Origin of the sequence: Flavobacterium cheniae, assembly GCF_004363695.1 — a bacterium.
GTDB lineage: Bacteria > Bacteroidota > Bacteroidia > Flavobacteriales > Flavobacteriaceae > Flavobacterium > Flavobacterium cheniae.
In genome coordinates, this window is record NZ_SNZC01000002.1 from 181988 (window position 1) to 204630 (window position 22643).

At 32.5% G+C, this 22643-nt stretch carries 18 protein-coding genes and 2 tRNA genes; 6 read left to right on the top strand and 14 right to left on the bottom strand.

All coding sequences use genetic code 11. The features are described from left to right. Nucleotides 1-7: 7 nt before the first annotated feature. The 4 genes from C8D80_RS05770 to mutS form a co-directional block, all read right to left on the bottom strand. Entirely contained in the window at nt 8-361 is a 354-nt protein-coding gene (locus C8D80_RS05770; protein ID WP_133608318.1) for a YegP family protein, read from the bottom strand. Between the two features lie 105 nt (nt 362-466). Then, nucleotides 467-552, bottom strand: a tRNA-Leu gene (locus C8D80_RS05775). 16 nt (nt 553-568) lie between these two features. Then, nucleotides 569-641 (bottom strand) — tRNA-Gly (locus C8D80_RS05780). Nucleotides 642-792: 151 nt separating this feature from the next. Beyond that, nucleotides 793-3360, bottom strand: coding sequence for a DNA mismatch repair protein MutS (gene mutS, locus C8D80_RS05785; RefSeq protein ID WP_133609432.1), 2568 nt, complete (start codon nt 3358-3360; stop codon nt 793-795). Nucleotides 3361-3524: 164 nt separating this feature from the next. Between mutS and C8D80_RS05790 the strand changes: the two genes are divergently transcribed. Next, nucleotides 3525-4052 (top strand): RNA methyltransferase, encoded by a 528-nt coding sequence (locus C8D80_RS05790; protein ID WP_133608320.1) that lies wholly within the window; start codon nt 3525-3527, stop codon nt 4050-4052. A 10-nt stretch (nt 4053-4062) separates the two neighbouring features. On the opposite strand, the gene C8D80_RS05795 is transcribed toward C8D80_RS05790, so the two are convergent. After that, nucleotides 4063-4581 (bottom strand): hypothetical protein, encoded by a 519-nt coding sequence (locus tag C8D80_RS05795; RefSeq protein WP_133608322.1) that lies wholly within the window; start codon nt 4579-4581, stop codon nt 4063-4065. An 8-nt stretch (nt 4582-4589) separates the two neighbouring features. Then, nucleotides 4590-5723, bottom strand: a complete 1134-nt coding sequence (folK, locus tag C8D80_RS05800) for a 2-amino-4-hydroxy-6-hydroxymethyldihydropteridine diphosphokinase (protein ID WP_133608324.1) — start codon at nt 5721-5723, stop codon at nt 4590-4592. Between the two features lie 115 nt (nt 5724-5838). On the opposite strand from folK, the gene sppA reads away from it, so the two are divergent. After that, nucleotides 5839-7605, top strand: a complete 1767-nt coding sequence (sppA, locus tag C8D80_RS05805) for a signal peptide peptidase SppA (RefSeq protein ID WP_133608326.1) — start codon at nt 5839-5841, stop codon at nt 7603-7605. Between the two features lie 142 nt (nt 7606-7747). Then, the gene (locus C8D80_RS05810; RefSeq protein ID WP_133608328.1) at nt 7748-10339 is read left to right on the top strand and encodes an AsmA-like C-terminal region-containing protein; all 2592 of its coding nucleotides are present in this window, start codon (nt 7748-7750) and stop codon (nt 10337-10339) included. 55 nt (nt 10340-10394) lie between these two features. Here C8D80_RS05810 and C8D80_RS05815 read toward each other — a convergent pair whose 3' ends face one another. Continuing rightward, nucleotides 10395-11186 carry a DUF2797 domain-containing protein gene (locus tag C8D80_RS05815; protein ID WP_133608330.1) on the bottom strand — a complete coding sequence of 264 codons (792 nt, stop codon included), beginning with the start codon at nt 11184-11186 and terminating at the stop codon, nt 10395-10397. 101 nt (nt 11187-11287) lie between these two features. Here C8D80_RS05815 and C8D80_RS05820 point away from each other — a divergent pair, with 101 nt between their 5' ends. The 3 genes from C8D80_RS05820 (at nt 11288) to C8D80_RS12865 (ending at nt 14904) form a co-directional block, all read left to right on the top strand. Continuing rightward, nucleotides 11288-12799 (top strand): GH3 auxin-responsive promoter family protein, encoded by a 1512-nt coding sequence (locus tag C8D80_RS05820; protein WP_133608332.1) that lies wholly within the window; start codon nt 11288-11290, stop codon nt 12797-12799. Between the two features lie 371 nt (nt 12800-13170). Next, on the top strand, nt 13171-14733 hold the full coding sequence (locus C8D80_RS05825; RefSeq protein WP_133608334.1) for an OmpA family protein: 1563 nt from the start codon (nt 13171-13173) through the stop codon (nt 14731-14733). Between the two features lie 36 nt (nt 14734-14769). Then, on the top strand, nt 14770-14904 hold the full coding sequence (locus C8D80_RS12865; protein ID WP_262709736.1) for a hypothetical protein: 135 nt from the start codon (nt 14770-14772) through the stop codon (nt 14902-14904). A 50-nt stretch (nt 14905-14954) separates the two neighbouring features. Here the strand turns inward: C8D80_RS12865 and clpX are convergent, their stop codons facing one another. From clpX to C8D80_RS05860, 7 genes are all read right to left on the bottom strand, one after another. Continuing rightward, nucleotides 14955-16187: an ATP-dependent Clp protease ATP-binding subunit ClpX gene (gene clpX, locus C8D80_RS05830; RefSeq protein WP_133608336.1), complete on the bottom strand. Its 1233-nt coding sequence runs from the start codon at nt 16185-16187 to the stop codon at nt 14955-14957. Between the two features lie 72 nt (nt 16188-16259). Beyond that, nucleotides 16260-16916: an ATP-dependent Clp endopeptidase proteolytic subunit ClpP gene (gene clpP, locus C8D80_RS05835; RefSeq protein WP_111566130.1), complete on the bottom strand. Its 657-nt coding sequence runs from the start codon at nt 16914-16916 to the stop codon at nt 16260-16262. 108 nt (nt 16917-17024) lie between these two features. Beyond that, a complete protein-coding gene (tig, locus tag C8D80_RS05840; RefSeq protein WP_133608338.1) occupies nt 17025-18350 on the bottom strand; it encodes a trigger factor in 1326 nt (441 codons plus the stop codon). A 101-nt stretch (nt 18351-18451) separates the two neighbouring features. Continuing rightward, nucleotides 18452-18796 carry a phage holin family protein gene (locus C8D80_RS05845; RefSeq protein WP_133608340.1) on the bottom strand — a complete coding sequence of 115 codons (345 nt, stop codon included), beginning with the start codon at nt 18794-18796 and terminating at the stop codon, nt 18452-18454. Between the two features lie 77 nt (nt 18797-18873). Beyond that, nucleotides 18874-20475: an SGNH/GDSL hydrolase family protein gene (locus C8D80_RS05850; protein WP_133608342.1), complete on the bottom strand. Its 1602-nt coding sequence runs from the start codon at nt 20473-20475 to the stop codon at nt 18874-18876. A 17-nt stretch (nt 20476-20492) separates the two neighbouring features. Further along, complete coding sequence (locus C8D80_RS05855) at nt 20493-21758, bottom strand: OmpP1/FadL family transporter (RefSeq protein WP_199757197.1); 1266 nt, start codon at nt 21756-21758, stop codon at nt 20493-20495. Between the two features lie 123 nt (nt 21759-21881). Beyond that, a complete protein-coding gene (locus C8D80_RS05860) occupies nt 21882-22643 on the bottom strand; it encodes an alpha/beta fold hydrolase (RefSeq protein ID WP_133609434.1) in 762 nt (253 codons plus the stop codon).

Here is a 22643-nt window from a genome sequence, read left to right on the forward strand (position 1 = left end):
ACTTTTTTTATTCTGATGTTCCAAATATATCTTCAGCAGAAGAAAAGTCTAAAAACTCCGCTTTATCTGCATACTTGATAATTTCATCAATCCCTTTTTGAAGCAACAATTGTGTAGTATATCTTCTACTTACCGCCACCTCATGCTCATCCAATATCAATCGGAAGAAAAACTTTCCGCTAGACGATTTAAAACGCATAAAAACACAACGTTCTAAAGAACATTTAAGTTTTTCTATCTCTTCTTCACATTCAAAACGCAATTCAAAATCGTTGCTTGTAAAAATAGTTTTCCCTTTTCTGGAAACAAACTCATATTTATAAACTCCACTTAATCGTTGTGCGATTACAAATGTACCCATAGCTGTGATTGATAATTTTATAAAGAATTCTTTAAAGATAACAGAAAATTCTAAATGGAGAATTTTATAAACAAAAAAAGCTCCGAACAATGTTCGGAGCTTTTGTACTCAAGGCGGGACTTGAACCCGCACGGGCATTACTACCCACTGGATTTTAAGTCCAGCGTGTCTACCAATTCCACCACTCAAGCAAATATTTTGGTATAGAGCGAAAAACGGGGTTCGAACCCGCGACCTCGACCTTGGCAAGGTCGCGCTCTACCAACTGAGCTATTTTCGCGTTTCGTATTGTAATCTCTTAAAGAACGTCGCTATACTTGTTCCGTATTGCGAGTGCAAATATAGTACATATTTTTATTCTTGCAAGTACTTTTTAAATAAAAATTGAAACTTTTTCATAACCTTTTGATAACGAATATTTTATTTTGAAATTATTTTTTAACCAACATTCGTTTTATTTCGTTTAGCTTCATTAAAGCTTCGACTGGCGTTAAAGTATTAATGTCGATATTCATGATTTCTTCTTTAATATCTTCTAAAAGTGGATCATCTAAATTGAAAAAACTTAATTGCAATTCATCATTAGCCGATTTAATTCCGGATAATTCTTCGCTCGAATGTCTTTTTTCTAATTGCTTCAATAGTTTTTGTGCTTTTTGAATTACAATTTGAGGCATTCCCGCCATTTTTGCTACGTGAATACCAAAACTATGTGCGCTTCCGCCTTTCACTAATTTACGAATGAATAAAACCGTGTCTTTTAATTCCTTTACCGAAACATTGAAATTCTGAATTCTATCAAACGTAACTTCCATTTCATTCAACTCGTGATAATGTGTAGCAAAAAGTGTTTTAGGTTTGTTTGGATGTTCGTGCAAATATTCTGAAATCGCCCAAGCAATTGAAATTCCGTCATAGGTTGACGTTCCTCTTCCAATTTCATCTAACAACACCAAACTTCTTTCGGAAATATTGTTCAAAATGGAAGCGGTTTCGTTCATTTCTACCATAAAAGTAGATTCACCCATCGAAATATTATCGCTTGCTCCTACCCTGGTGAAAATTTTATCCACAACACCCATTCTCACGCTTTCTGCTGGAACAAAACTTCCCATTTGTGCCATTAACACAATTAAAGCCGTTTGACGCAAAATAGCTGACTTACCCGACATATTCGGACCGGTAATCATGATGATTTGCTGGGTTTCTCTATCCAAATAAACGTCATTAGAAATATACGGCACACCAACAGGCAACTGCTTTTCAATAACAGGATGACGTCCTTCTTTGATTTCCAAATCAAAACTTTCATCTAAATCAGGACAAACGTATTTATTATCAATCGCTAATTGTGTAAAAGAAGTCAAACAATCCAATTGCGCAATTAAATTGGCATTCAACTGAACGTGTTTGATATAAGTAGCAATCCAATTCACCAACTGCTCAAACAACTGTGATTCTAATTGATGGATTTTATCCTCAGCGCCTAAAATTTTAGATTCGTATTCTTTTAGTTCTTCCGTAATGTAACGCTCTGCATTCACTAAGGTTTGCTTACGAATCCATTCCGCAGGAACTTTATCTTTATGCGTATTTCTAACTTCAATATAATAGCCGAAAACGTTATTAAACGATATTTTCAACGAAGGAATACCTGAAGCAGCGCTTTCTCTTTGTTCTAATTCTTCCAAATATCCTTTCCCAGTTGAAGAAATCGCTCTTAATTCATCTAATTCGGAATGAACTCCAACAGCGATTGCGTTTCCTTTATTTACACTTACTGGTGCATCTTCCTGAATGGTCGTTTTGATTTTTTCGCGTAACAATTCACAAGCGTGCAAACTATCGCCAATTACTCGCAACGCTTCATTTTCACTAGCCAAAGCTAAGGTTTTGATTGGAATAATCGCATCTAACGAATCTTTCAAAAAATTAACTTCTCTTGGCGAAATTTTTCCTGTTGCTACTTTTGAAATCAAACGTTCCAAATCGGAAATTTGCTTAATTTGATATTGAATTTGTTGTAAAACTTCGGGATTGGTTTTCAAATATGAAATCACTTCATGACGACTTCTTATTTTTGAAATATCTTTCAACGGAAGCGCCAACCAACGTTTCAAAAGCCTTGCTCCCATTGGCGAAAGCGTTTTATCAATCACATCTAAAAGTGTAACTGCATTTGGATTATAACTATGATATAATTCTAAATTTCGAATCGTGAATTTATCCATCCAAACGTAAGCATCTTCAGCAATACGCTGAATATTGGTAATATGTTGAATCTTATTATGTTGTGTTTCCGACAAATAATACAAAATCGCACCCGAAGCTATCAAACCTTCGGTTAATTCCTCTACTCCAAAACCTTTTAGCGAATTGGTTTGAAAGTGTTTGGTCAAACTTTCTAACGCATAATCTTCTTTGTACACCCAATCTTCCAAAAAGAAGGTATGAAAATCATCACCAAAAACCGAATTAAACTGATTTTTAAATTGTTTCGGGATTAAAATTTCACTCGGACGAAAGTTTTGCAACAATTTATCGATGTATTCTTCATTACCTTGAGAAACTAAAAATTCACCTGTAGAAACATCTAAAAATGCTACGCCAAGCGTTTTCTTCCCAAAATGAACAGCTGCTAAAAAGTTGTTTGACTTCGATTGCAACACCTCATCATTCATCGAAACCCCAGGCGTAACTAATTCCGTAACTCCTCGTTTTACAATAGTTTTAGTCATTTTTGGATCTTCTAATTGATCGCAAATCGCTACTCGAAGTCCAGCTTTGACTAATTTGGGTAAATATGTATTTATGGAATGATGCGGAAATCCCGCCAACGCCGTTTCGGTTTCAGAACCTGCACCTCTTTTAGTTAATGTAATGCCTAAAATTTGTGACGCTCGCACTGCATCTTCTCCAAAAGTTTCATAGAAATCGCCTACACGAAACAATAAACAAGCATCGGGATATTTGTTTTTTATCTCGTTGTATTGCTTCATTAAAGGCGTTTCCTTTGGTGTTTTATCGGGAGTTGCTGCAGATTTTTTCGCCACAATTTCAAATTTTAAGTATGATTGCGAAGGTAAGAAAATCAAAGACAATGACAATATGATTTTTAAAAATCGAGTTTTCAAGTTTTATAATTAATCTTTACTTTTGTCACATGAGAAAATTAGCCAACGCAGAATTAGAACGCAAAAACATCGACGAGTTTAAAGAAGCTCAAAAAACACCCATTATTGTAATCTTAGATGATATTAGAAGTTTACACAATATTGGTTCGGTTTTTAGAACTTCGGATGCTTTTTTGATTGAAAAGATTTATTTGTGCGGCATTACGGCTACTCCGCCCAACAAAGAAATTCACAAAACAGCTCTTGGTGCTACTGAAACAGTTTCTTGGGAATATGCGAAAGACGTTTTAGAAGTGGTGAATCAATTGAAACTAGAAAATGTAAAAGTGTATTCGGTAGAACAAACCGAAAATGCGATTATGTTGGATGATTTTCTGCCAGAAACCAATACAAAATATGCTTTAATTTTTGGTAACGAAGTTAAAGGTGTTTCTCAAGAAGCTATTAATTTAAGTGATGGCGTGATTGAAATTCCGCAATTGGGCAGTAAACATTCGTTGAATATTTCTGTAAGTGCTGGAATTGTGATTTGGGATTTATTTCAGAAGATGAAATAAACAATAAATATTAATCTCCATAGATAATTCCCCAAAAACCAATTTTCAAAGTATAATTTACAAATTCCTGACCATCGTATTTTTCTGTTCTTAACTTTATTTTTCGATTTAAGTTTTTATCACTAATTTCAATATCATAATAATTTCCACCTTTTCCAGTATGATGGTAAACATCTGTTACATTACCTGAAACTATTATTTGCTCATTTATTATCAAAGCATTACTTACAATTATTGAAAATCGAGTAAAAAAGAACAAACTAAAAAAAATCAATATTGAATATACTAAAGGAGCAAAAACTCGATCAAACTTTTTTGGCTTCTCTCTTTCTTGTTTTACAACTTTAGAATAAAATTTATAAACAAAAAAAGCTAGTATACCCGACAAAATAATAATTGGAAAAATTAAATTTTGAATCACTAAATCTGTTGCTTTACCAATCTCAATAATATTGAAAGGAGAAGTGTAACTTGCGAAGAAAGCTGTAAAAAGACCAAAAACAATAGGAAAAATTATTTCTTTTTTCATCATTTTCTTCAATTAACTAACTTCTTTTTAATACTACCCAAAACTATTATATAATCCTCCTGCTTTTTCACAAAATCTAAATCCGAAACATCAATAATCAAGACATTTAAATTGGTTTGTGTTTTGATGTAATCCAAATAACCTTGATTAATTTTTTCTAGATAATCTGCCGGAATTTCTTGCTCGTAACTTCTGCCACGCTTTTTGATGTTTTCCAAAAGACGGTCGGTGTTTTGATACAAATACACATACAAATCAGGTTTTGGCATTTCTTTGTGAATGATGTCAAACATAGTTTTGTACAAACGAAATTCGTCTTCTTGAAGCGTTACTTTCGCAAAAATCAAAGATTTAAAAATATGATAATCTGCAACCACAAAATCTTTGAACAAATCAAATTGCGCTAAATCATCGGATAATTGTTGGTATCTATCGGCTAAAAACGACATTTCTAATGGAAACGCATAGCGACTTTGATCTTTATAAAATTTTGGTAAAAACGGATTGTCTGCAAAACGTTCTAACACTAATTTGGCATTGCAATCTTCCGCTAATTTGGTTGACAAAGTCGTTTTTCCAGCACCAATATTTCCTTCAATAGCAATGTAATTGAATTGTTGTAATTGTAATTTTTCAATTGGAGAAATTACAGAATGAACAGCTTTAATTTCGCTTTTATCTTCGGTTTGAAGTAATAGTTGCGCAATAGATTTCTTCAACGTTGGATGTTCCCAATTCAATCCCAAGTCCATCATCGGTTGCAAAACAAATTTTCTGTTTTGCATTAATGGATGTGGAACTTGCAGGGTTTCGGTAGAAATAATTTCTTCATCAAAAGCAATGATATCTACATCAATAATTCGAGCTTGATAACCGAAATTTTTGGAACGAACTCTACCTAATTTCTTTTCCACTTTTAAAACCTGCTTCAGAACTTTTTGAGCCGATTTTGATGTGTGAATTAGAATTGCAGCGTTATAAAAAGGTTCGCTCTCAAAACCCCAGGCTTGCGTTTCATAAATTTTAGAAACCTTTATAACTGTTGCTACTTCATTATGAATCAAATCAATACAAGACTGAATCGTTTCTAATCGATTGCCTTGATTGCTTCCTAAAGATAAAATTACCTGATGTTGACTCATATTGGCAAAATAACAAACAATTTTAGACTTATAATTTACCTTTCTTGTTTTTTTATGAACATGTAACAATTTTATGCTTTTAACTACTAATTAGGTAATTAATAAATAAATTGAAATGAGATTTTTAGGAAATGTATTAGCTACAATTGTAGGTATATTTATTTTTTGCATGATTTTTTTCTTCGGAATTATAATCATTGGTGCCATTGCGGGAAGTGGCGAAGATACTGTTAGTGTAAAAAAGAATTCGGTTATTGAATTGGATTTATCAAAAGTATCTTTAGACTACGCTGGAAAAACAAATTACAAAGACTTCAATTACTTTGAAGCGCATCATGATGGTGTTACCGATATTTTAAATGCGATTGAAGCAGCTAAAACAGATGACAAAATTAAAGGAATTTCTATTTTAAATAATCAATCACAGTTAGGATTAGCGCAAAGCAAAGCCGTTCGTGATAAATTAGAAGAGTTTAAAAAATCGGGCAAATTCGTTTATGCTTATGCAAATTATTATAGCCAAGGCGAATATTACTTGAATTCGGTTGCCGATCAAGTGTATTTGAATCCAATGGGAGAAGTTGATTTTAAAGGTCTTTCTTCTGAAATTATATACATGAAAGATTTACAAGAGAAATCGGGTGTAAAAATGGAAGTTATTCGTCATGGAAAATACAAAAGTGCAGTAGAACCATTCTTAGCACAAGAAATGAGTCCGGAAAATCGCGAACAAATGACGGTTTTATTGAATTCAGTTTGGAATACAATTGTTGCCGATATTTCTAAAAGCAGAAAATTATCAGTTGCTCAATTAAATGCTATTGCCAATACTTTAGGTGCAAGAACTCCAGAATTAGCGTTAGCTAATAAATTAGTAGATAAAGTAGCTTATGAAGATGAGTATCACGATATGATTAGAGCGAAATTAAAAGTAGACAAAAAAGAAAAATACGATATTGTTAGTATTACTGATTATGCTAAAAAAGCATCTTCTACTGTTGAAGATTACTCTAAAAATGACATTATTGCTGTAATTTATGCTCAAGGTGAAATTGCAGGTGGTGAAGGTGATGTTAATGTAATTGGCGAAGGTTCTATTAAACGCTCTTTACAAGAAGCTCGTGAAGATAAAGATGTAAAAGCAATTGTTTTACGTGTGAATAGTCCCGGAGGAAGCGCTTTAACTTCTGAATTGATTTGGAGAGAAATCGAAATCACTAAAAAAGTCAAACCAGTAGTTGTTTCTATGGGTAATTATGCAGCTTCAGGTGGTTATTATATTGCAGCTAATGCGGATAGAATTTTCGCTGAACCAAATACGATTACAGGTTCAATTGGAGTTTTTGGTATGTTACCCAACATGAACCAACTAGGTAAAAATATCGGAATTAATGCCGAACAAGTAAAAACACATGAAAACGCAAGCGGATACAGTGTTTTTGAGCCAATAGACGAAAATTTCAAAGGATTTGTTTTAGAAAGCATCGAAAAAACATACGCTACTTTCTTAAAACGTGTAGCTGATGGCAGAAAAATGACAACAGCTCAAGTAGATGCAATTGCACAAGGAAGAGTTTGGACAGGTGTTGACGCACACAAACTTGGTTTAGTTGATGAAATCGGAGGTTTAGATGCAGCAATCAAATACGCAGCTAAACTTGGGAAAACTTCTTCTTATAGAACAGAAAACTATCCAGAATACGAAAAGAGTTTTGAAGATATGTTAGCTAATTTTACCGGAATGGCGATGTTTAAAACCAAAGAACAATTACTAAAAGAACAATTAGGCGAAGAAGGTTTTCAAATGCTAGAACAAATCAAACGTGTGAAGAGCAGAAAAGGTATTCAAGCAATAATGCCTTACGAAATTCAGATTCATTAATCTATACTACAAACATGAAAATCCCAAAGACTATTTGTTTTTGGGATTTTTTTTATAAGTTTCACACAAAATTAATAGATTTTAAGGCAATTGGTATTAATTTTGTAAGGCTTAAATCAAATTCACTTCAAAAAATACAATTATGTTAAAGAAAGTTTTAAAAGGACTTGGGATATTTCTTTTGGTAACCATCATCGCATTGGCAGCAGCGCCATTTTTATTCAAAGACAAAATCAAGGAAATGATTGCTAAAACTTTGAACGAAAATGTAAATGCCAACATCGCGTTTGAAGATGTAGATTTAAGTTTATTCAAAAGTTTTCCGCAAGCTAATGTTACGATTGAAAAATTGAGCATTATTACAAAAGCACCTTTTGAAAAAGACACCCTTTTATATGCTGGTGAAACCAATGTAACCATGAGTGTAAAAGAACTTTTTAAAGGAGATGGCGAAGCAATGAATTTAGAAAGTTTTAGTGTGGTTGACGGAATTGTAAACATCATTTTTAATAAAGATGGTTTAGGAAATTTTGACATTGCATTAAAAGAAGATGAAGAAAAAAAACCTTCTGATAGCAAACCGTTTGCCTTGAATATTCAGGATTATGAAGTAGAAAATTTAAAATTTACTTACATTGACGAAGGTTCAAAAATGAAAATGGTTTTAGACAGCATTAATCATGAAGGAAAAGGAAATTTTGCTGCTCAAAAATTAGATTTAGAAACTAAAACCACAGCAAAACTATCTTTTGATATGGACAAAATGAACTACATGAACAATGTAGCCATTTCATTAGATGCCATTTTAGGAATTGATTTAGAAAAAAGCAAATACGAATTCAAAGACAACAAAGCCTTAATCAATCAATTGCCATTAGAATTCAACGGATTTATTCAAATGGTGGAAGCGGGTCAAACCTATGACTTGACATTCAAAACACCAACTTCTGATTTTAAAAACTTTTTGGGATTAATTCCAGCAGCTTATTCAGGCGATATCAACAAAGTAAAAACAACGGGGCAATTTTCGGTAGACGGAAAAGTAAAAGGTAATTTAACTGATACTACGATTCCTGCTTTTGATGTAAAAATTGCGTCTAATAATGCGTCTTTCCAATATCCAGATTTACCAAAATCGGTTAAAAATATCGTAATTGACACACACATTATCAACGAAACTGGTTTAATGAACGACACGTATGTGAATTTGAACAAACTTTCGTTTTCAATAGACCAAGATGTGTTTAATGCAAAAGCCAACATTAGAAACATCGCAACAAATGCTTTAGTTGATGCCGAATTAAAAGGAACTATCAATTTAGCGAATGTTACCAAAGCCTATCCAGTAAAATTAGACAAACCGTTAACCGGAATTTTAAAAGCAGATGTTAAAACGAAGTTTGATATGAAATCAGTTGAAACTTCTCAATATCAAAACATTCAAAACTCTGGAATTGTAAGTTTAACAGGATTCAATTACGAAGGTCCAGAGATGGCGAAACCTTTCAAAATCAATCAAGCTGCCGTTGCATTTAATCCGAGTCAAATCCGTTTGAATCAATTTGATGCCAAAACAGGAACATCCGATTTACAAGTAACAGGAACGTTAGATAACTTTTATGGATTTGTATTCAAAAACCAAATCTTGAAAGGAAATTTCAATATGAATTCGACAAAATTAGTAGTTTCTGACTTCATGGCACCAACTACGACCACTACAGAAGAAGGTAAAAAAACTACTGAAGCTGTTAAAATTCCTTCGTTTTTAGATTGTAGTGTTACTGCAAAAGCAAAAACCGTAGTTTACGACAATTTGAATTTGCAAGATGTTTCAGGAAATATGGTAATTCGTGACGAAGCGGTAACTTTAAACAATTTAAAAATGAGTGTTTTTGGAGGAAATATCGGTTTAACTGGAACTGTTTCAACTAAAGGAAAAACACCAACGTTTAACATGAATTTAGGCCTAGATAAAGTCAATATTGCCGAATCGTTTACACAATTAGACATGCTAAAATCGATTGCTCCTATTGCTGGTGTGATTAACGGAAAATTGAATTCGACAATTAAATTATCGGGTGATTTACAACAAGACATGACACCAAATTTAAAAACTATTTCGGGTGATTTATTTGGGCAGTTACTTTCAACTACGGTTAATGATAAAAACTCAGCAATGTTGACTGCATTGAGTTCAAATATGAAATTCATCGATTTAAACAAGTTGAATTTAAACGACGTTAAAGCTGCCTTATCATTCAAAGACGGAAAAGTAAATCTAAAACCAATGGATATCAAATACCAAGATATTACAGTAAATGTTGGTGGAACGCATGGATTTGATCAAACTATGAATTACAATTTAAAATTTGATGTTCCTGTGAAATATTTAGGAAAAGACGTAACTAATTTAATTGCAAAATTAACGCCTGCCGACCAACAAAAAATAACCAGTATACCAGTAAATGGTCTAATGACAGGTAACTTTTCGCAACCTAAATTCAATACCGATTTAAAACAAGCTTCTACCAATTTAACTACGCAATTGGTTAAAATGCAAAAGGATAAATTAGTAAATCAAGGAACAAGTGCTTTAGGAAATTTAATTGGCGGAACAAAACCAAACACGGCAACTGACACCACAAAAACAACTACAACTCCAAAAGAAGATATTAAAACCAAAGCAACCGGTGCTATAAAAGATTTATTAGGAGGGAAAAAGAAAAAAGAATAAACACAAAGTTGTAAAGAAAAAAATAAAACCCTTTCAAATTAGAAAGGGTTTCTTTTTATAAACTCATCTTCACCACATAACCTTCATAGGTTCTTACATTAAAAACAGTTCCGTCTTCAAAAAGTAAATATTGGCCTTTTATTCCGGATAACTTACCAGTAAAATTTGGTGTTTTATCTAAATTCAAACTTGTTACTTTTTTAGGATATTGTAAAACTGGAAAATCGAGTTGAATGATTTTTTCTTCCTTTGGAAAATAATCTTTTACTTCATTGGGTAACCAATCCAATACTTTATTACGTTCTGAAATTAAATCCATGTTAGGTACTTCATTTTTTAGCATTTTCTGCCAATTGGTTTTATCTGCAAAATGGTTTTTCAATGCTACTTCGGTAATTCCAGCTAAATATCTATTTGGCACTTCTACAATTGGAATAGCTTGCACAGCACCTTGGTCAATCCATCGCGTTGGCACTTGGGTTTTTCTTGTAACTCCTACTTTTACTTCACTAGACAAAGCTAAATATACCACATGAGGTTGCAATTGCACACGTTTTTCATAAGCTAAATCTCTATCTTCAATATCTAAATGCGCGGTGCTTAATTCGGGTTTCATAATCCAATCGCCTACTGCTGGGCTGCTCATAAAACAATCGTAACAAAATCCTTGTCGAAAAATCTTTTTAGCTTTTCCGCAATTTAAACATTGGTAGCCTTGAAACTCAATTTCGATGTCTTTTCCTAAAAGTTGGTTGATGTTTAAAAAACTATTTTCAAAAACCAAATAATACTGAATTGGGTTACCAAATTCAGTTTGCATTTTTGAAAGTGTGCCTTGATATATCATTTCGTCTAAAGATTTTCTTTTTTGTACAATTATTTGAAAAAAATACTATTTTTGGTAAAGTTATTATTCCAATTTAATAATTCAAAATTAGCAATAGGTAAATGCCATTACAAATAATAAATTCTTTTGCCACTTGGATTTTAAAAAAGCGAATTCATCAAATGGAATTGTTTTTAAAATATCCGCATGAAGTGCAAGAAGAGTTACTTTTCAGCCTTATAAAATCATCCGAAAATACACAAATAGGGAAAAAATACGACTTTTCTTCTATGAAGAGTTATACTACTTTTTCAGAAAGAATTCCTGTTTCTAGCTATGAAGAATTAGAACCTCTTATTGAAAAAACCAGACAAGGCGAACAGAATGTTTTTTGGCATTCCAATATTAAATGGTTTGCAAAATCGAGCGGAACAACTAATGCAAAAAGCAAGTTTATTCCCGTAAGTTCAGAAGCATTAGAAAATTGTCATTACAAAGCCAGTAAAGACTTATTATGTTTGTACTTGAACAACAACGAAGAGTCGCAAATGTTTACTGGAAAGAGTTTGCGTTTGGGCGGAAGCAAACAATTATACGAAAACAACAATACTTTTTTTGGTGATTTATCAGCAATTTTGATTGATAACATGCCCATTTGGGCTGAATTTAGTTCTACACCAAGCAGTAAAATATCGTTAATGGGCGATTGGGAAACCAAACTTCCAGCAATTATCAATGAAACCATCAACGAAAACGTTACGAGTTTGGCAGGCGTTCCAAGTTGGATGTTAGTTTTACTTCAAAAAGCATTAGAAACCACTGGAAAATCTAATTTATTAGAGCTTTGGCCAAATGCAGAAGTGTATTTTCATGGTGGTGTCAATTTTGACCCGTATAGAGAACAATACAAGAAATTATTTCCAAAAGAGAGTTTCAAATATTACGAAATTTATAATGCTTCGGAAGGATTTTTTGCCATTCAAGACCAAAATGATTCTAACGAATTATTATTGATGTTAGATTACGGAATTTTCTACGAATTTATTCCGATGGATACTTTTGGTACATTAAACCAACGCGTTATTCGATTAAATCAAGTAGAATTGAACAAGAATTATGCTTTAGTAATCACTACAAATTCAGGTTTATGGCGCTATTTAATTGGCGATACGATTCGATTTACTTCATTAAGTCCGTACCGAATTAAAGTTACCGGAAGAACCAAACATCACATCAATGTTTTTGGAGAAGAGTTAATGGTTGAAAATACCGATGCTGCTATTACTAAAACGTGTAAAGAATTTAATTGCGAAATCACTGATTATACCGTTGCTCCTATTTTTATGACTGAGAAAAAGAAAGGAGCTCACGAGTGGATCATTGAATTTAAGACCAAGCCAGACAACATAGAAAATTTCAGAAAAGCTTTAGATGAAAACCTTCAGCATTTAAATTCGGATTACGAAGCAAAACGATACAACAATATGACACTAAATCCGTTAGTATTAAATGTTGCGAGAGAACAATTGTTTTATGATTGGTTAAAACAGCAAGATAAATTAGGTGGTCAACACAAAATCCCTAGACTTTCAAATGAAAGATTGTATTTAGAAAGTCTATTAGCTTTACAATAAAATTGTATGAAAAATAAAACCTTACTTTTATCCTTATTGATTTTACTTGTTTCGACTCTTTCGTGCGGGCCAAGACGCTATAAATGTGGACCATACAGAAAATGTGATAATTTTAAAGAAAAAATCAAAAACAACTCAATTTACAAAGAATTTAACAAAGACTATTACTGTTAATCGGATATAATTACAGAATTCACAATAAAATCGATTTACTTAAAATGCAGTAAATCGATTTTTTTTGCGTTTTATCGAAAAAAAGGAAGAAAATATAACAAAAAAAATATTTTTTGTGTTTGTTTAATAAAAATAACACTAATTTTGCACGCGTTTTAACGAATCATTAACTAATTATTATTTAAGCAATTAAATTTATGAAACTAACTAAAATCCTTACATTATTTTTACTTTTAGGAAGCCTAGTATCTTTTGGACAAGAACCAAAACGTTCAGAAGGAGCCGAAGCTATTGTGAATGCTATTAATAAAAATACAAAAGGAATTAGCTTCATTACAAGTGATACAGGAATCAATTCTGAGTTAAATGAAATAGGCACTACTTTCTTTAAAAACAAATATATCATTTTGTCTAACAAAAAAAGAAGACATGCTGATGTGACAGTTAATCCAATAACTAATACCCCAAACAATAATTTATATTGTGTAGATGTAAAAGAAGACGGAAACTTATCTTTTCCTTTACTTTTCTCTCAAGCATTAGATTCTGAAAATGATGAAGGTTCAATTGGATTTTCTTCTGATCAAAGAACAATTTTCTATACTCAAGAAAACCCAAACAACAAACAATTATTTACCTTACATAAAGCAACTCTTAACGAAAAAGATGCTAAAAAATGGACAAACATTACTAATTTAAATGTAGTTCCAGAGCAATATTCAGCTGAAACTCCTAGTGTTTCTCCTGACGGTAAGAAAATCTATATTGCATCAAATATTCCTGGTGGATTTGGAGGATTTGACATTTACGAAGCTACAATAGCTGAAGACGGAACAGTTGGTAAATTAGTAAATTTAGGTCCAAATGTAAACACAGCTGATGATGAAAAATACCCATATATGTCTTCTGACAACAAGTATTTATATTTTTCTTCAAAAGGTCACTTAAATTTAGGTGGTTATGATGTATTTAGATCGGCTTACGTTGATAATTCATTCTTAACCGCAATGAATTTAGGAACTGATTTAAATTCTAGAAGAGACGATGTTGCTTTTGTAATGACGTCGCCTTCTAAAGGTTATATTTCTACTGATAAAAAACAATCTGGTAATTTTGATATTTTAAAATTCGAAATTAAAAAACAAGAAAACTTACATTTCAACTACACAATTGTTGAAGAAGTTACTAAAACAGCTTTACCAAACGCTATTGTAGTAGTTACAGATGAATTTGGAACTAAATTAACAGAGACACAATCTGATAACAATGGTAAAATCAAATTAACTTTAGAACCATTAACTTTTTATAACGTTGAAGTTATGAAAGATGGTTACGAAACTAAGAAAACAAACATTGCAACTGGTGATACAGATAAAAATATTGCTTTAACTCAGAAGAAAGCTGTAGTTACTGATGATGCGATTGTAATTGAAAACATCTATTTTGATTTTAATAAATCTAGTGTTAAAAAAGAATCAGAATTATCTTTAAATAAAATTGTTGAAGTTTTAACCAACAATCCTAATATGAGTATTACAATCAACGCTCACACGGACAGTAAAGGTTCTGAAACTTACAACCAAACATTATCAGAAAGCAGAGCAAAAGCAGCTTACCAATATTTACTTAAAAAAGGAATTCCTGCAAAGCAGTTAACTTATAAAGGTTTTGGAGAAAGCGAATTGTTAGAAAAATGTGAGAAATGCTCAGCTAAACAAGACCAAACGAATAGAAGGGTTGAATTCAAAATCGTAAAATAAAAAAGTACACTCTCAATTAAATACAACTATAAAAAAATGAAAAAAATCTCTCTAGTATTAGCCTTATCATCAGTAGTATTATTAACATCATGTTCTAGCGGATGGAGTTGTCAAAAAAGATATTGCAACGCCAAACAAACAAAAACAATCGAGCAAAAGAAAAATGCTTAATCATAAAAAAAGGCCGCCAATTGGCGACCTTTTTATTTCTATTACTTTCATTAAGAAACTGCTTTCAAACGTTGTAATAAGTTTTTACTCAAACTGTTTTCTGCATATTCTTTCGTAACTTGAAGATGTTTATCATCAGAACTAGGTAATTCGTACATAGCATCAGTTAAAATGGCTTCACATAACGAACGTAAACCTCTGGCTCCTAATTTATATTCTAAAGCTTTTGCTACAATGTAATTCAAAGCTTCTTCCTCAATTTCCAAGGTTACTTCATCCATTTCAAACAACTTCTTGTATTGTTTTACTAAAGCATTTTTAGGCTCAGTTAAAATAGCTCTTAATGTTTCTGCATCCAAAGGATCCATATGCGTTAGAACTGGTAAACGACCTATAATTTCTGGAATTAATCCAAAATCCTTCACGTCTTTCGGAATCAAATATTGCAACAAATTATCTTTATCAATTTGGTCGGTTCCAATAGAAGAACTATAACCAACTGCTTGTCTGTTTAAACGTTTTGAAATAATTCTTTCAATTCCGTCGAAAGCACCACCTGCGATGAATAAGATATTTTGTGTATTAACTTCGACAAATTTTTGGTCGGGATGTTTTCTTCCTCCTTTTGGTGGTACGTTTACAACCGTTCCTTCTAACAATTTCAACAACGCTTGTTGCACACCTTCACCGGAAACATCACGAGTAATTGAAGGATTATCACTTTTACGAGCGATTTTATCAATTTCATCAATAAATACAATTCCTCTTTCAGCTTTAGCCACATCATAATCAGCCGCTTGTAATAAGCGAGTTAAGATACTTTCTACATCTTCCCCAACATAACCAGCTTCGGTTAAAACGGTTGCATCCACAATAGCCAATGGAACATTCAACATTTTAGCAATGGTTTTTGCTACCAATGTTTTTCCAGTTCCAGTTTGACCCACCATTAAGATGTTACTTTTTTCAATCTCAACTTCGTCTTCTAATTGAATTTGCATCAAACGTTTGTAGTGATTGTAAACCGCTACACTCATTACTTTTTTAGTTTGATCTTGTCCAATAACGTAATCATCTAAAAACGCACGAATTTCTTTTGGTTTTAACAGAATCAAATCGGCAACCAAATTGGAATTACTCGATTGTTTTAATTCTTCTAATACAATTCCGTGAGCTTGTTCGATACATTTGTCGCAAATATGCGAATTAATCCCTGCAATTAATAAATTGGTTTCAGGCTTTTTCCTTCCGCAGAATGAACACTCTAATACTTCTTTAGCCATTTTTTTGTGATTAGTGAAAAGTGATTAGTAAGTAGTTTATCACTATTTACAAATCACTTTTCACTTTTTAAATTATCTTGTTAAAACCTCATCAATCATTCCGTATTCTTTTGCTTCAGCAGCAATCATCCAATAATCGCGCTCAGAATCTTTGTGCACTTTTTCGAACGATTGTCCAGAATGTTTAGAAATGATTTCATATAATTCATCTTTTAATTTCAACATTTCTTTCAAGTTGATTTCCATATCAGTTGCAACACCTTGTGCGCCTCCTGATGGTTGGTGAATCATAACTCTTGAATGTGGTAAAGCTGAACGTTTTCCTTCTGCTCCAGCACATAATAAAACAGCACCCATTGAAGCCGCCATTCCTGTACAAATTGTAGCTACGTCTGGTTTTACGAATTGCATTGTATCGTAAATTCCTAATCCAGCATACACACTTCCTCCTGGAGAATTGATATAAATACTGATATCTTTAGAAGCATCAACACTTTCTAAAAACAATAATTGTGCTTGAATAATATTTGCCACATAATCATCAACTCCAGTTCCTAAGAAAATGATTCTATCCATCATTAAACGTGAGAAAACATCCATTGAAGCTACGTTTAATTGGCGTTCTTCAATAATATATGGAGTCATACTTCCAACAATTTTATCGTAATATAAACTGTTTACTCCGTGATGCTTAGTAGCATATTTTTTAAATTCTTTTCCGTAGTTCATTTTTGTATGGTTTAAATAATTAATATTTAGAAATTCTGCTCTTGAATACAGAATAAAAAAGCGCCAAAACTAGTCTGACGCTCAAAGATAATTATTTTTTGTGAGATATTATTCTCCGTACATTTCTTTGATGAATTGCTCGTAATTAACTTCTTTAGTTTTTGTTTTTACTTTTTCTTTGTAAAGACCTAACATTTTTTCGCTCATTACTTGCTCTGATAAACGTTTTACCTCATCTTGGTTAGACATAACACGAGCTACAATTCCGTTAATTTCATCTTCTGAAGGATTTAACTGACCAAATTGCGCCATTTGTTTCTTGATTAATTCAGCAGTATGTGCCTTTAAATCTTCGAAAGTAATTTGTAAATTATTATCAGCCATTACTTTTCCTTCGATTAATTGGAAACGTAATCCTTTTTCAGCTTTTGCATATTCTTCTTCCGCTTGTTCAGCAGTTAAAGGAGTTTCACCTACATTTTGAATCCATCTTTTTAAGAAAGCTTCTGGCAAATCAAATTTTGTAGTTTCAATTAAGAAATCAGTAACATCATTTAAGAATTTTTGATCTGCTTGTTGAGCAAATTGTGCTTCAGCGTCTTCTTTGATTTTAGCTTTAATTTCTTCTACAGACGAAACAACTCCAGGTCCGAATAATTTATCGAATAATTCTTGGTTTAATTCAGCTTTTTCAATTTCATTGATTTCTTCAATTGTAAAATCAACATTGATATCCAAACCATGAACATCATCATGACCTACTTTTAAGTAATCCATTAATTTGTGATCGTCATCGAATAAACCTTTAGTTCCGATAGTTACTACATCACCTACTTTTTTTCCTATGAATGATTTTGCTACTTTTTTATCAGCAAAAATATCTAAACCGAAGTTAGCTGGAGCGTTGATTCCTTTTTCTTCGTTTGTAAAAGTTCCTCTAACTTCAAAGTCAGCTTTTACTTCTGCTTGAGAAATTAATTTTCCGTATTGTTTTTGGATTCTTTCTACTTGATCATTCAACATTTTATCATCTGCAATAACGTTGAATTTTGTAACGTTGTTTTTAGCTGTTAAATCAACTGAAAACTGAGGTGCTAAACCTAACTCAAAATCAAAAGAAAAATTTTCCGCATCCCAATCGATACTATCTGTTACTTTTGGAAGTGGATTTCCAAGAATATCTAATTTTTCAGTAGTTAAATAGTTATTAAGAGAAGTTTGTAATACTTTGTTTACTTCTTCTAACAAAACAGCTTTACCATATTGTTTTTGGATTAAACTCATTGGAACAGCTCCTTTTCTGAAACCAGAAATAGCAGCATTTTTTCTATAGTCAGCTAATACTTTTTCTACTTTATCCGAATAATCTTCTTTAGTGATTGCTACTGTTACAATAGCATTTAATGCATCAACTTGCGTTTTTGTAATGTTCATTATCTGTTTATTTAAGTACCATAAAATTTGGGTTGCAAAATTATAGAATTTTTACAACCCAAACAAGTTTTTAATTTATTGAAATTCAATTCGCTATAAATTTATTTTTCGTCGATAAAGATTTTATTCAAAATTGATTGAGTAATTGACAATAAAACACTAAACAATAAGGCATCTAAAAAACCATCAACACTAAATTCTACTATAAAATAATCGCAAATTATAATGATAATTGCGTTGATTACTAATAAAAAAAGGCCTAATGTAAAAAAGGTAACTGGGATTGTAAGTAGCACGAGTATTGGTTTTAGAAAAGTATTTAATAAACCTAACACGACAGCTACCATTAAAGCCCCTGTTAAACTAGTAACATGCACACCTGGTAAAAAATAAGAAAGTACAAAAACTACAACTGTACTAATAAAAAGTTTAATTATTAAATTCATTTTTATCTTTTTTAGAAATTTAAAGTTACAAAAAAAGGCATCAATAATGATGCCTTTTTTAAATATTTATATCAAACTTAGTTTGAACCTACAATATTAATTCCAGGGAAATAAGATGGGTTATGTAAAGGTAAATTTGCATTGTAGTATCTATTGATAACTTTTAATACTTCGTTTGCAATTACTGCATAACCTCTCGCATTTGGATGCACACCATCTAACGAGAATAATACAGTTCCTTCAGTAGCTGAACCACTAAAATAATTTGCTGTATACACTTGACCTGTTTCAATTCTTAATCCACTAACCAATTGACCTAAAATTGCATTCATATCTGCAACAGCTAAATCATTAGCGTCGGCAATAGAAACAATAGCTGCATTGTAAGACGCTGTAGCGTTAGCTACTTTTAATTTTTCATTTGCAGTTAAAACCCATTTGTTTGCCATTGGATAAGAAACTCCGTTAATATTAATTAATGTTGATGGAGAAGAAGTGTTTGGTGTACCAATAACAGAAGAAGCTGGTAATACAACTAAATCTGCAGCAGTAGTTTGACGTGCTTTTCCAAAAACAGCACCAAATGCAGCAGCAGTTGGCGCCCCAAGAGTACCTGTCAATGCTGCAGTAATTTCCGCACTTCTGTCAATTGCATCGGCATCATATATTAATATTGGATTTGCCGATGTTGCTGAAAGTAAATTCACACGATTTGGCTCTCCATAAGCTGAAAAAATACCGTCTAAAGGACCATATAATTGAGCGTTCAAAGCATTAATATTTGTAGCTCCACCTAAAGCTGTTGGAGATAATGGTGCAAATGGAACCGTTGTAAAATATGGAATAGACGTTACACTTGGAACTGTTGCTACAACTCCCTTAGCGCCACCTGAAATTAAAGTATTAATAATTGTTGAATAAACACTTGCAAAAACTCCCGAATTTGTTATGTCATTTCCTCCATAAGTAGCTGGATTCATATTACCTGTAGAGTTGTGATCTGCCGCTGCAGTTACACCATCAGATTGTGCCCCACCATTAGTTGCATAAGATAAAACATCATTTGCTCCAATCCAATTCGTGAAAAATGTAGGGTTTTTTGTCATTGCGTCACCTAACACTGTAGCAGTAGGAGATGTAGCATGTCTTACAAAATAAGGATTAGACTGCCCTAAAGCCACACCAGCAATATTTCCATAACCCGGCGCAACTAAATGGAACGATTTTGCCCCAGGAACTCCCATGTTATTATAGGCAGTTGCTTGTAAATTAGAAACCTCAATTGTTGAAGTCCCGGCGATAATTTCTACTGCACCAATAGAACCATTTGGATTAACTTGAGTTGCATCAAGAACTCTTCTTCTGTCAGCAATTGGAATACCTCCTAACATTAATCCACCTAAATTATTAACATCCTCTGCATAAGATGGCTGAGTAAATTCACCTCCACCCACTAATGCAAATTGTTGTGCTAATAAATTTGGAAAAGAATAAGTCTGCCCTACTCTAGAAACCGTTCCGTCCATATAACCAGCAGTTAATGAATTTCCGATTGCAACGTATGAAGTAAAATCAGCATCCCCTGAAGTGTATTCAGCATTTACTTCGTTTTCAAATTCTGGCTCGCAAGAAGCGAAACCAGCAGCTAAAATAGCTAAGTATATAAAATTATTTTTCATTTTTCTGTTTATTAAAATTAGAAACCGTAAGTTATACCAATACCTGGTGAGAAAACTGAAGATTTATAAGTTCCACCAAATGGCAGTGTATTTCCGTTTTCTTGATAGTAATTATAAGAATTATCTGTTTCGTCAAAATGTAAATATAAGAATGAGAAATCAATTCCTAACTTGCTATTTACTTGGTATGTTAAACCTCCTGTATAACCCATTGAATCGTTTCTAGGTGTTTCAGGTGCGAAATAACCATCTTGAACTGGACTTTCATCAAAATACCAACCTGCTCTGAAAGTAAACTTATCATTAGCTTTGTATTGAGTACCTACTCTATAAGTACTTGCGTTCTTATAATTTCTTGGATTATTTGAAGTGTTTCTAATTGACCCATCAGCGTTAAGAAAATCAACTGTTAAAGCCTCATAAACACCCCACATTGCTCTATTATAATCAAAAGCTAACATCCATTTGTCTGTAACTTGATACGACATACCTACTGTTAATTCTGCAGGCAAAGGTAAGTCTGCGTTAAAAGTAGTGTTTTGCAATGTTGGAGAAGTTGAAGCAAAATCAGGCACATCGTTAAAATTTGCATCACCATCACGAGCTTCCATAATGATTTCAGAACGGTAATTCATACCAATTCGCAGCTTATCAGTTGGGTTAAACATAAAACCTGCTGTATAACCAAATGCAGTAATTCCTTTAGCATCTAAAGTAACATCTGTACCACTTCCATCAACTGACAATAATGGATTAATTGCCACATTTCTATTAAAATTAACCGAACCTGAAGCAAAAATCGGACCACCACCTACACTAAAATGCTCCCCAACTCTTATAGAGATTGAAGGTTGAACAAAAATAGCAGCCAAATCAATATTATTTACTAAATGTGCTCCTTGCCAATCCTGATCCCATTCTACAGAACTTCCATATGGAGTATAAACAGCTAAACCAGCCGTAAACCAATCGTTTAATCTATAAGTTGCATAAACACTAAATGGAGTTCCAACGTTTTTAGTTTCCGCTTCCCAATTGTATTGAGAATTTTGAAATTTTGTATTTGCAAATAATCCGTTTCCACCTACTGATAAGTTGAATTTTTTATCTAAATAAGCCATCCCTGCCGGATTGAAAAAAGCAACCTCTGCACTATTCACCACAGCAACACCCGTGTGCCCCATAGCCAATTGCTTTTGTCCTTGAATGCTTACTCTATATCCACCTGCAAAAGCAGTAGAGCCAGCCAAAGCCAATAATGTTAAAGAAAGTAATTTTCTCATAATGTAAAAATGTGTTAGTTTTTTTCTTTGTTTGTTATAATCAATACTTCAAAATTATAACAAAATATGAATTTTACAATTTTTTTAACTAAAAAATTATGCATGCATAATTTTTTAGCTGTTTTATTTAATAAAATCTAGTACGAATGAATAAAAATCTTTTGGATTTTCAGCATGCAACCAATGTCCTGCATTTTTAACTGTTTCAATCCTCGCCATTGGAAAATGATGGTAAATAGTTTCAAAATCACTATCTAAAATATAATCTGATTTATCACCTCTTAAAAACAATGTTTCATTAGAAAAAACATTTTCAAATGGTAAAGCCGTTCCAATAGTTTCTATTTTTTCATTGAAAACTTTTAAATTAAATCGGAATGCCAATTGCTCTGAAGTTTCCCAGTATAAGTTCTTAAGTAAAAACTGTCTTGTTCCAAAGTCTTTAATATAACCTGAAACCTGTTCTTCCACTTCTGCTCTACTTGGTTTTTTTGAGAAATCGACTGCATTTAATGCTGCTAAAATCGTTTGGTGATGTGGCGCATAATATTTTGGACCAATATCAGCCACAATTAATTTGGAAACCAATTCAGGATAAGTTGTAGCTAAAAGCATCGCAACCTTTCCGCCCATAGAATGTCCAATTATTGTGATATCTTTTAATTGATGAAATTCGCAATATTGTTTTACATCCTCTACCATGATTTCATATGAAAAATCTTCAGAATGGAAACTTTTTCCATGATTCCTTAAATCTAAAGCATGTACTTGAAAACCTTCATTAGCAAATTGCGTTCCTAATGTTTTCCAGTTATCAGACATTCCTAAAAAACCGTGAATAATTACTAGTGGCTTGCCTTCGCCTTCTATTCTTGAGTGCAACAA

Bases quoted from the DNA above. Each gene is read 5' to 3' on its own strand.
- C8D80_RS05770 (WP_133608318.1), bottom strand. From the start codon at position 361: ATGGGTACATTTGTAATCGCACAACGATTAAGTGGAGTTTATAAATAT.
- mutS (WP_133609432.1), bottom strand. From the start codon at position 3,360: ATGAAGCAATACAACGAGATAAAAAACAAATATCCCGATGCTTGTTTA.
- C8D80_RS05790 (WP_133608320.1), top strand. From the start codon at position 3,525: ATGAGAAAATTAGCCAACGCAGAATTAGAACGCAAAAACATCGACGAG.
- C8D80_RS05795 (WP_133608322.1), bottom strand. From the start codon at position 4,581: ATGAAAAAAGAAATAATTTTTCCTATTGTTTTTGGTCTTTTTACAGCT.
- folK (WP_133608324.1), bottom strand. From the start codon at position 5,723: ATGAGTCAACATCAGGTAATTTTATCTTTAGGAAGCAATCAAGGCAAT.
- sppA (WP_133608326.1), top strand. From the start codon at position 5,839: ATGAGATTTTTAGGAAATGTATTAGCTACAATTGTAGGTATATTTATT.
- C8D80_RS05810 (WP_133608328.1), top strand. From the start codon at position 7,748: ATGTTAAAGAAAGTTTTAAAAGGACTTGGGATATTTCTTTTGGTAACC.
- C8D80_RS05815 (WP_133608330.1), bottom strand. From the start codon at position 11,186: ATGATATATCAAGGCACACTTTCAAAAATGCAAACTGAATTTGGTAAC.
- C8D80_RS05820 (WP_133608332.1), top strand. From the start codon at position 11,288: ATGCCATTACAAATAATAAATTCTTTTGCCACTTGGATTTTAAAAAAG.
- C8D80_RS05825 (WP_133608334.1), top strand. From the start codon at position 13,171: ATGAAACTAACTAAAATCCTTACATTATTTTTACTTTTAGGAAGCCTA.
- C8D80_RS12865 (WP_262709736.1), top strand. From the start codon at position 14,770: ATGAAAAAAATCTCTCTAGTATTAGCCTTATCATCAGTAGTATTATTA.
- clpX (WP_133608336.1), bottom strand. From the start codon at position 16,187: ATGGCTAAAGAAGTATTAGAGTGTTCATTCTGCGGAAGGAAAAAGCCT.
- clpP (WP_111566130.1), bottom strand. From the start codon at position 16,916: ATGAACTACGGAAAAGAATTTAAAAAATATGCTACTAAGCATCACGGA.
- tig (WP_133608338.1), bottom strand. From the start codon at position 18,350: ATGAACATTACAAAAACGCAAGTTGATGCATTAAATGCTATTGTAACA.
- C8D80_RS05845 (WP_133608340.1), bottom strand. From the start codon at position 18,796: ATGAATTTAATAATTAAACTTTTTATTAGTACAGTTGTAGTTTTTGTA.
- C8D80_RS05850 (WP_133608342.1), bottom strand. From the start codon at position 20,475: ATGAAAAATAATTTTATATACTTAGCTATTTTAGCTGCTGGTTTCGCT.
- C8D80_RS05855 (WP_199757197.1), bottom strand. From the start codon at position 21,758: ATGAGAAAATTACTTTCTTTAACATTATTGGCTTTGGCTGGCTCTACT.